Origin of the sequence: Finegoldia magna (assembly GCF_018371055.1) — a bacterium.
Taxonomy (GTDB): Bacteria; Bacillota; Clostridia; order Tissierellales; family Peptoniphilaceae; genus Finegoldia; species Finegoldia magna_I.
In genome coordinates, this window is record NZ_JAGYZD010000065.1 from 1 (window position 1) to 7,948 (window position 7,948).

Below are 7,948 nucleotides of genomic sequence, written 5' to 3' on the forward strand. Positions count from 1 at the left end.
GGAATATATTTATGGATACAAGCAGTAATAGTTCAGAAAATAAATAAAAAAGTTACAGAAAAAAAGTTGATAACAACAGGAGTATACAGCATAGTAAGAAATCCTGTTTATTCAGCATTTATATTTATATTCACAGTTCTACTTTTATTTACAGCAAACTATATTTTATTAATACTTCCATTTGTATTTTGGGCTTTTTTAACAATATTAATGAAAAATACAGAAGAAAAATGGTTAAAAAATGAATTTGGAGAAGAATATGAAATATATTTAAAACAAGTAAATCGAGTAATACCACGGATCAGAAGAAAATAAAATTAGTCTTATGCAAGCATCTACTGTTGTAGGTGCTTTTTTATGGATAATTTTAGGAAGAGGTAGTAAATACAGAAAAATATAAAGCTGAATCGTCAAATACATGAATGAAAACACGTCAAATACATGAATGAAAACACGTCAAATACATGAATAAAAAATGGACAAATACTTGAATAATTGATAAATTAGAGGCAGTTAAGAGCTTTGTCAATAGAGAAGAAGACGTGATTATACCAGTTACAAAACGCGAAGGCACATACGCGTCACTAGATGGACACACACGCCTCTACATTGCATATAGCCTTGGATTCAAGTACGCATACGCCTATCTTAGTGAAACCTTCTGTGGATTTGACTATTTCTTTTATGAAGCAAGAAAAAGAAATATATTTACAGCAAAAGACTTGACCTTGCTAACACATGATGATTATACAGTTAAGTGGGATAAGTTTTGCGATGAGTATTATATGAGTATAGAGTGTGAATAGACGAGTGTATTGTTCTGGTAAAATAGTAAATAATATTAAGATAAACTAGTAAAATTCTGGACTGACCCAAAAAGTTGGATCTAAAACCAACTTAGAGAGGTCAGTTTTTTCATGAGTAAATATAGTATAGAATTTAAGATGAAAATAGTACAATAATACTTAAATAAAGAAGGAAGATATAAATATTTAACTGATAAATATGGACTCAATGATTATTCAATAGTCAAAAGGTGAGTTACTTTATTTAAATCACAAAGACATGAAGGGTTAAAAGGTTTTAGAAAAAATAATAGTTACTCTTTCTAATTTAAGCAAAATATAGTAAAGTTATATTTAACAGGATAAATGTCCTATCAGCACTTGCTAATCAATTTAAAATCAATAATCCATCTCCTATTGTTAGAAGGCAACTGATTTTAGAAGTTAAGGCTAGATGGGCTTAAACCAAAAAAGAAAGCAAGGCCTTCAAGTATGAATAAAGGTTTCAAATCTTTATATATACAAATTCCGCTGGAAAAATAAAAACTGACAAAGAAAAATCTACAGAAAATATAGACGGAGTTATTGCTATGGTGAGCAATAAGGTGTGAAATGGACAAGTCAATCTGTTTATGATGACAGGGGATTGATTGTTTTTATGGGTATAAATTATTAAGTAGTATTAGGAGGTACAGACAAATGAACAATAGATATAGTCTTACAAATAACTAAGAGAGGAAATGAAATCCTCTCAAAAAAATAGGAGGATTTATGATATATCTAAAAAACTTGATAAAAACCATATCTGATAAAAAACTATTTGAAATTAATAGTTTATCAATTAACGAAAATGACAAGATTGCTTTAATAGGCGAAAATGGAACGGGAAAGACTACTCTTTTGAAAATAATATTAGGGATGGATACAGATTATACTGGGTATGTAAGAGCGGATAGAAAGCTTGGATACTTATTAAATTATGATGCTAAAGTTAACAAGTTTTCTGATGAAATCTATTCCAAATCACAGCTAAATGTTGATGATAAATACAGTCCTGGTGAGATACAAAGATTAAAACTAACAGATTTATTATCGGATAGTTTTAATTTTATATTAATAGATGAGCCCACATCTCACTTAGACATAAAGCAAAAAGAAGAACTTATAGAAAAGCTAAATTCAAGAAAAACAGGATACCTTATAATTTCGCATGATCGTGATTTCATAAATAGAACTTGCAAAAAGATTCTAGAGTTAAAGGATGAAAAAATTGAAGAATATAATGGAGATTACAATTTCTATCTTGAAGAAAGAGAAAAAAGACAAAAGTTTCAAGATAAAGAGTATTCGAATTTTATAAAAGAAAAAAGACGACTAGAAAATCTAGCAAGTAATATAAAGGAACAATCATCAAAAGTAAGAACCACGCCTAAAAGGATGGGGAATTCAGAAGCAAGACTTCATAAGATGGGTGGTCAAGAAAACAAGAAAAAATTAGATAAGCAAGTAAAAGCTGTAGAATCTAGGATTAATCAACTAGAAGTAAAGGAAAAACCTAAAGAAGAAACAGAAATACAACTATCTACTCCAGATAATAAAAGAATTCATTCTAAAATTTTAATAAGAGCGGAAAATATAAGTAAAGATTTTGGAAATAGAACGTTATTTAGAGATTCAAACTTCTTGATTAAAAACAACTCTAAAATAGCTCTTTTAGGGTCAAACGGAAGTGGGAAAACTACCATTCTAAAGATGATACTTAATAAAGAAAATATATGGGTGTATCCAAATCTTAAGATAGGCTATTTTAGTCAAATGAGTGATATTCTAGAAGAAAATTCCAGCATCTTAAAAAATGTATCAAATACGTCTATATATGATGAAACAATGACAAGGATTGTTCTTGCAAGACTAGGGTTTAAGACTAACGATGTATATAAGAGCATAAATGTTCTAAGTGATGGAGAAAAATCCAAGGTTAAATTGGCTAAAATATTAACATCTGATTTTAACTATCTTATATTTGATGAACCGACAAATTTTTTAGATATAGGAACAATAGAAAGTTTAGAAAATCTATTAAAGTCTTATGATAGACCTTTTATATTTGTCACTCATGATGAGGATTTTATCAACAATTTAGCTAGTAGTCTTTTAATAATCAAAGATAAAAAAATCATTCAGTTTAATGGTAATTTAAGAGAATATAAGACCAGACAAAAAGGTTACAATAAAAATATTGATAAAGATGAATTATTGCTTGATTTTAGAATATCCTCAATAAGTTCAAGACTTTCTATGGATATATCGAAAGATCAAAGAGAAAAATTAGAAGAAGAATATAAAGAACTAATATCGAAGAGAAACAGCAATTAAATCTTATGCTTATAGCATATACATTTGTAGGTGCTTTTTTCATGCAATTTAATATTGAAATTCATATATAAATGTCGCATAAAGGGTTTTAAATTATTATTGTTAGGGTTTACCAAACTTTCGTGTTATATTTTAATACCAATTTTCCAAAGTTAATTCTATGTAAATTATGATATTTTATTGAGTTATAAAGGATTTCAAAGAATAAAATATGTTATAATAACGCAAAGGAAAAAATGTTTTGTATACTATAAAATATCAATAATGTTAAAAGCTGAAATGTGTTTGGAGGAACGATGGATAATAGAATTGAAATATTTAGTGGAAAATTTAATAATATAAAAATAAGTTTAATGGGTATTTTTATGACAATTATGTCAGCTGTTATAATACTCATTGGATTTTGTTCAGGGAGTATTTTGTATAAGATATTTACATTGATTTTTGGTGCATTTGGAGTATTATTTTTTGGAGCAGCAACATTGCTTTGTATTAAAAATATTTTTGTGAGAAAACCAATTTTAATTATTGATAACGAAGGATTTTACGACAATTCAAGTATAGCATCTTTGAAAAATTCTTTGATAAGTTGGGACTCAGTTAGTAAGATAAAAAATATGCCTATGATGGGTCAAGGAATGGTATCAATATTTATGAAAGACCAGGAAGCATATTTGGATAAGTTACCAATATTTAAAAGGTTAATAACTAAAATGAACCTTGCTTTGGGATATGGAGAGATAACAATTAATATGAATCAGATTCAGAATATGAATGGTGAAGAGCTTACTCAAACTATGAACGAATATCGTAAGAATAATCGTAAATACAAATCTTGATTTATTGATAGGAAAGAAAATTCTTGTGTATTTATATTCAAGATAATAAAATAAATTAATCAAATATCCGATTAGTCTTATGTAAGTATGACTTTGTCGGATATTTTTATGTAGTAAACATCAGAACGTTTATCAAAAGTAGGACTGTTTTTGTGAAATTATAATGAAATTTTGCGGTAATAATGCTAGATTGATATGAAAATAAAATTATAGTTTGATTGCAGAAGTACTTAAAACATTTATATTTGTAGGTATTTTTTTATGTAAAATTAAGAAATTATGCATAATTTATTATTTTTCGATTTCGAAAAACTATTTAAGGTTAACAAAAATGGCTTATTCAAAATAGTTATTGGGTATAATTATGTAAGGAGGAATTTATGGATATTTTTTTAGTGGCGGTTAGATTAATATTAGCTGCGATACTTGGAGCTGTAATTGGAATAGAGAGAGAAATCAAGAATAGGGCTGCGGGTTTTAGAACTCATATTATTGTAAGTGTTGGGGCGTGTTTGATTATGCTTATTGGAATTGACGGTATTGGTAAGTCTTCATCTGACACTGCCAGGGACACTGCGAGGATTGCAGGACAAGTTATAAGTGGAATTGGGTTTTTGGGAGCTGGTACTATTCTTCAAAAAAGAATGGCGTATCAGGTCTTACTACAGCTGCAACTTTGTGGTTATCAGGAGCAATTTCGGATATTACGAGGGAGCAATCATCGCTACTGTGATATGCTTAATAACCTTAATTTCATTGAAAGGAATTAGTGATTTGGTTAATAAGAAAACTACAAAATCATATTCAATGATTTTCGATACTTATAATTTTAATCAGGAAAGTTTTTATGAATTTACTTCTAAACAAGGAGTTGAAGTGAGAAAACTAGACATTATTGACGAGGATATGGATGACAAATCAATGATTGAGGTGACTTTTTCTTTTAATAAAAATTATGATATTGACGGATTTTTCAAAAAATTAAAGTCAGAATATAGTTTGCAATCGCTAAAATCTGTTGATGATGAGGAATAGATATTATGAATAGAATTAAAAAACTTTTCCCGTATTTAATGGTCAATGTAATCTGTTTTTATTTGTTGCCATTACTAATGAAAGATACGGGTAGTGGAATGTTTATTTTATTATTTGTAATTCCTGTTATAACTTTTGTGAATGCTATAATGTGTGGCAGGAAGAATTCTTTTGACATTCTTTACCCTCTTTTAGTTATGGCGATTTTCGTGCCTTACGTACTTATTTATATGGATGAAAGTGCCACAATTTATATATTTATTTACGGCGCGATTTCGTTGATGGGATGCTTTGTGGGTAGCAGATTGAGATAAGAGTGGGGAAAATTATGAACTGGATTAATGGGTTCGAGGTTGTATGCTATTTTATCGATTTTTCTTATGATTATGACGTTGGCTTTTAGTTTTATCGATGTTGATTTGTAATATTTTATCATAAAATCAAATACAAAATTTACAAAACAATAATATGATATTTACAAGAAAAAGATAATAGAGAAGTAGAATATAATTATGAAAATATCAATAGTAATATTTTCGCTTGTAAAATAAAGAATAGTTTGATTTGAGCAACATACATTTCGGGAAATAACTGTTCGAAAAACGGAGAAAATAATGGAAAATAGAGCAAATATTCCTATTCTAAGAAAAATTATATTCGGTATTGTCGTTTCGATACTGCTATTGGCAACTATAGCGAGCATCTTTTTGATAGTAAATCATTCCGCAGGTTTTTTCGTTGAAGGAATGATGGGATTTGTCTGCGAAATTGTTTTTCGCGTTTTTTTCATCATTTTATTTTTCTTAGTATTGTTAATGAGTCATTTCATCAAAAAAAAAGAACATCTACAATTATTTGGCGGATTTGTGCAATTTGTTACGTTATTGGATCTTTTTATGCAATGAAAGCTCCGATTGAGGATTTATCATATATTCATTCACCATCTAATATTAAACTTAAATATGTGACTTTTGAAGAAGACAATAATTACGAATTTTCAACATTCTACAAACTTACTGGCTACACACAAAATGACGAGATCGAAATATTTGATTTGAATTGGCAAACCTACGAAAATGAAAAACAAAAATGGGATGACAATGGAAATGTATCGGCAGATATTACATTTCTTCCTCATACAAATGTTTTAATGAAGCTAAATACGCACGATCAACAATCATCAAAGGATAAATAAAATTTGTGAAGCATCTACAATGTAGGTGCTTTTATTGTGGCTAAAATTACCATTTGAAACACAAATTGGGTATAAATAATACAACGAAAGTATATAGGAGTTTATTATGAAAAAATCGATAGTATCTAGAACTATTAAAACTGCATTGGCTTCACTTTTGGCGATAATTGTCTCGCAAGAGTTATCTCTTGAATTTGCAGCTGCGGCGGGAATTATTGCGATATTAAATGTGTTTGATACGAGAAAAGCTACGATAGAAGGTGGATTGAAGAGGACTTTGTCCGCAATAATTGCTCTTTTAATCGGAGGATTTTTATTTGAAAAAATAGGATACAAAACTTGGGTTTTCGGATTGTATTTGCTTTTATTTGTGCCTGTGTTTTTTTTATTGAAGATAGAACTGGGACTTGGTCCTTCAAGTGTAATCGTGACTCATTTATTAGCTTTCGGAAAAATTGATGCATCGATTATTTTGAATGAAATGGCTCTTGTGTTTATAGGGACGGGATTTGCGATGTTGACCAATTTCTACGCTCCTACTAGACAAGACAAATTAAACAGGTTGATCGAAAGCATCGATGACGATATGAAGTTTATATTGAATTTGTTCGGGGAATCTCTTGTTCAAAACTTGGATGTGAAGTTGTATGAGGACAAGATTTCAGAGCTTGAAGCAGACATCGACAGGGCGATAGATATTGCGATTATTGAGAATGACAATTTGATTGAAAACAGCAGGGATTTACTTCGTGATTTGCGTTTGAGAGAAAGGGAGATGGATTTGTTGCAAGAAATGTATGATGATTTGAGGACGATTCCGCCGGAATATTCAGACGGCAAATATATTTCTGATATTTTAATTCAAGCATCCCAAAATTTAACTAAACGTGAGGACATGATTAAATTGAAAGAGAGAATTGATTTTCTCAAAAATCATTACCACATGATGAAGCTTCCAGATACCCACGAGGAATTTGCAATTCGTTCGGCGATTTTTCAAGTGTTTCGAAGTCTGGATCAATTTATAGCTATTAGCAATCAAATTACGAAAAGACCAAATAATAAAATTAGGATAAAAACAAGAGGGTGATTATATGTGTGAAGAAAAAAATGAAGAACTGATTTTCAAAGAAAAACTTGACGAAACTGTGGAAAGTTTCGGCAAGGGTAGCCAAGAGGGAGCCAAGGTTATGATTAGAAACTGTCAGGATTTGTTCGGATGCGTGTCGATTAGTCATCAAAAACAAATCGCCGATGCGTTTGAAATTGATGAGAAATACATCAAGACGATTATTAAATTCATTCCATCTATCAAAGAATCTAAGGTTGAATACGAGATTGTGTGCTGTTCGGGACCGAGATGTGCGAAGAACGGCTCGATGGAAGTGTTGACGACGGTGAAAAAAGAGCTTGGAATGGATTTTAATGAAACATCTGCTGATGGAAAAATTCGACTCAGAACTCAAAATTGTTTCAAAAAATGTAAGGATGGTCCCAATATTATGATTAATGGCAAATTCTATCACCACATGAATGCGGATAAAACAAAAGAAGTTCTGAAAAAAATCAAATAAAATTTTTGTTACAAATAAGCCTTGGATTGAACATTGGCTTATTTTTAATTTGATTATAAAAATTCTATGAATTTAGAGATATCCTTATCAAGAGGGTTTGACAAAGTATACTATTAGAATTATAATTGACATATCAATAATTGA

The 7,948-nt window shown here is 29.6% G+C and carries 10 protein-coding genes; all 10 read left to right on the forward strand.

The features are described 5' to 3' along the window. The coding region (locus KHW44_RS04125) for an isoprenylcysteine carboxylmethyltransferase family protein (RefSeq protein ID WP_304066316.1) at positions 1-315 on the forward strand (315 nt) is incomplete at its 5' end. 1,241 nt (positions 316-1,556) lie between these two features. Beyond that, positions 1,557-3,161, forward strand: a complete 1,605-nt coding sequence (gene abc-f, locus KHW44_RS04130) for a ribosomal protection-like ABC-F family protein (RefSeq protein ID WP_304066318.1) — start codon at positions 1,557-1,559, stop codon at positions 3,159-3,161. 296 nt (positions 3,162-3,457) lie between these two features. Continuing rightward, complete coding sequence (locus KHW44_RS04135) at positions 3,458-4,000, forward strand: STM3941 family protein (protein ID WP_094206218.1); 543 nt, start codon at positions 3,458-3,460, stop codon at positions 3,998-4,000. A gap of 380 nt (positions 4,001-4,380) precedes the next feature. Then, complete coding sequence (locus KHW44_RS04140) at positions 4,381-4,770, forward strand: MgtC/SapB family protein (RefSeq protein ID WP_242430165.1); 390 nt, start codon at positions 4,381-4,383, stop codon at positions 4,768-4,770. Between the two features lie 4 nt (positions 4,771-4,774). Further along, complete coding sequence (locus KHW44_RS04145) at positions 4,775-5,035, forward strand: hypothetical protein (protein WP_242430164.1); 261 nt, start codon at positions 4,775-4,777, stop codon at positions 5,033-5,035. 5 nt (positions 5,036-5,040) lie between these two features. After that, positions 5,041-5,349 carry a hypothetical protein gene (locus KHW44_RS04150; RefSeq protein WP_304066328.1) on the forward strand — a complete coding sequence of 103 codons (309 nt, stop codon included), beginning with the start codon at positions 5,041-5,043 and terminating at the stop codon, positions 5,347-5,349. Positions 5,350-5,649: 300 nt separating this feature from the next. Then, on the forward strand, positions 5,650-5,940 hold the full coding sequence (locus KHW44_RS04155; RefSeq protein ID WP_242430163.1) for a hypothetical protein: 291 nt from the start codon (positions 5,650-5,652) through the stop codon (positions 5,938-5,940). Continuing rightward, positions 5,937-6,230, forward strand: coding sequence for a hypothetical protein (locus KHW44_RS04160; RefSeq protein ID WP_242430162.1), 294 nt, complete (start codon positions 5,937-5,939; stop codon positions 6,228-6,230). The genes KHW44_RS04155 and KHW44_RS04160 overlap by 4 nt, the downstream gene beginning before the upstream one ends. A gap of 106 nt (positions 6,231-6,336) precedes the next feature. After that, positions 6,337-7,320, forward strand: a complete 984-nt coding sequence (locus KHW44_RS04165) for an aromatic acid exporter family protein (RefSeq protein ID WP_094206216.1) — start codon at positions 6,337-6,339, stop codon at positions 7,318-7,320. A 4-nt stretch (positions 7,321-7,324) separates the two neighbouring features. After that, complete coding sequence (locus tag KHW44_RS04170) at positions 7,325-7,804, forward strand: NAD(P)H-dependent oxidoreductase subunit E (protein WP_094206215.1); 480 nt, start codon at positions 7,325-7,327, stop codon at positions 7,802-7,804. Positions 7,805-7,948: the final 144 nt, after the last annotated feature.

Bases quoted from the DNA above. Each gene is read 5' to 3' on its own strand.
- abc-f (WP_304066318.1), top strand. From the start codon at position 1,557: ATGATATATCTAAAAAACTTGATAAAAACCATATCTGATAAAAAACTA.
- KHW44_RS04135 (WP_094206218.1), top strand. From the start codon at position 3,458: ATGGATAATAGAATTGAAATATTTAGTGGAAAATTTAATAATATAAAA.
- KHW44_RS04140 (WP_242430165.1), top strand. From the start codon at position 4,381: ATGGATATTTTTTTAGTGGCGGTTAGATTAATATTAGCTGCGATACTT.
- KHW44_RS04150 (WP_304066328.1), top strand. From the start codon at position 5,041: ATGAATAGAATTAAAAAACTTTTCCCGTATTTAATGGTCAATGTAATC.
- KHW44_RS04155 (WP_242430163.1), top strand. From the start codon at position 5,650: ATGGAAAATAGAGCAAATATTCCTATTCTAAGAAAAATTATATTCGGT.
- KHW44_RS04160 (WP_242430162.1), top strand. From the start codon at position 5,937: ATGAAAGCTCCGATTGAGGATTTATCATATATTCATTCACCATCTAAT.
- KHW44_RS04165 (WP_094206216.1), top strand. From the start codon at position 6,337: ATGAAAAAATCGATAGTATCTAGAACTATTAAAACTGCATTGGCTTCA.
- KHW44_RS04170 (WP_094206215.1), top strand. From the start codon at position 7,325: ATGTGTGAAGAAAAAAATGAAGAACTGATTTTCAAAGAAAAACTTGAC.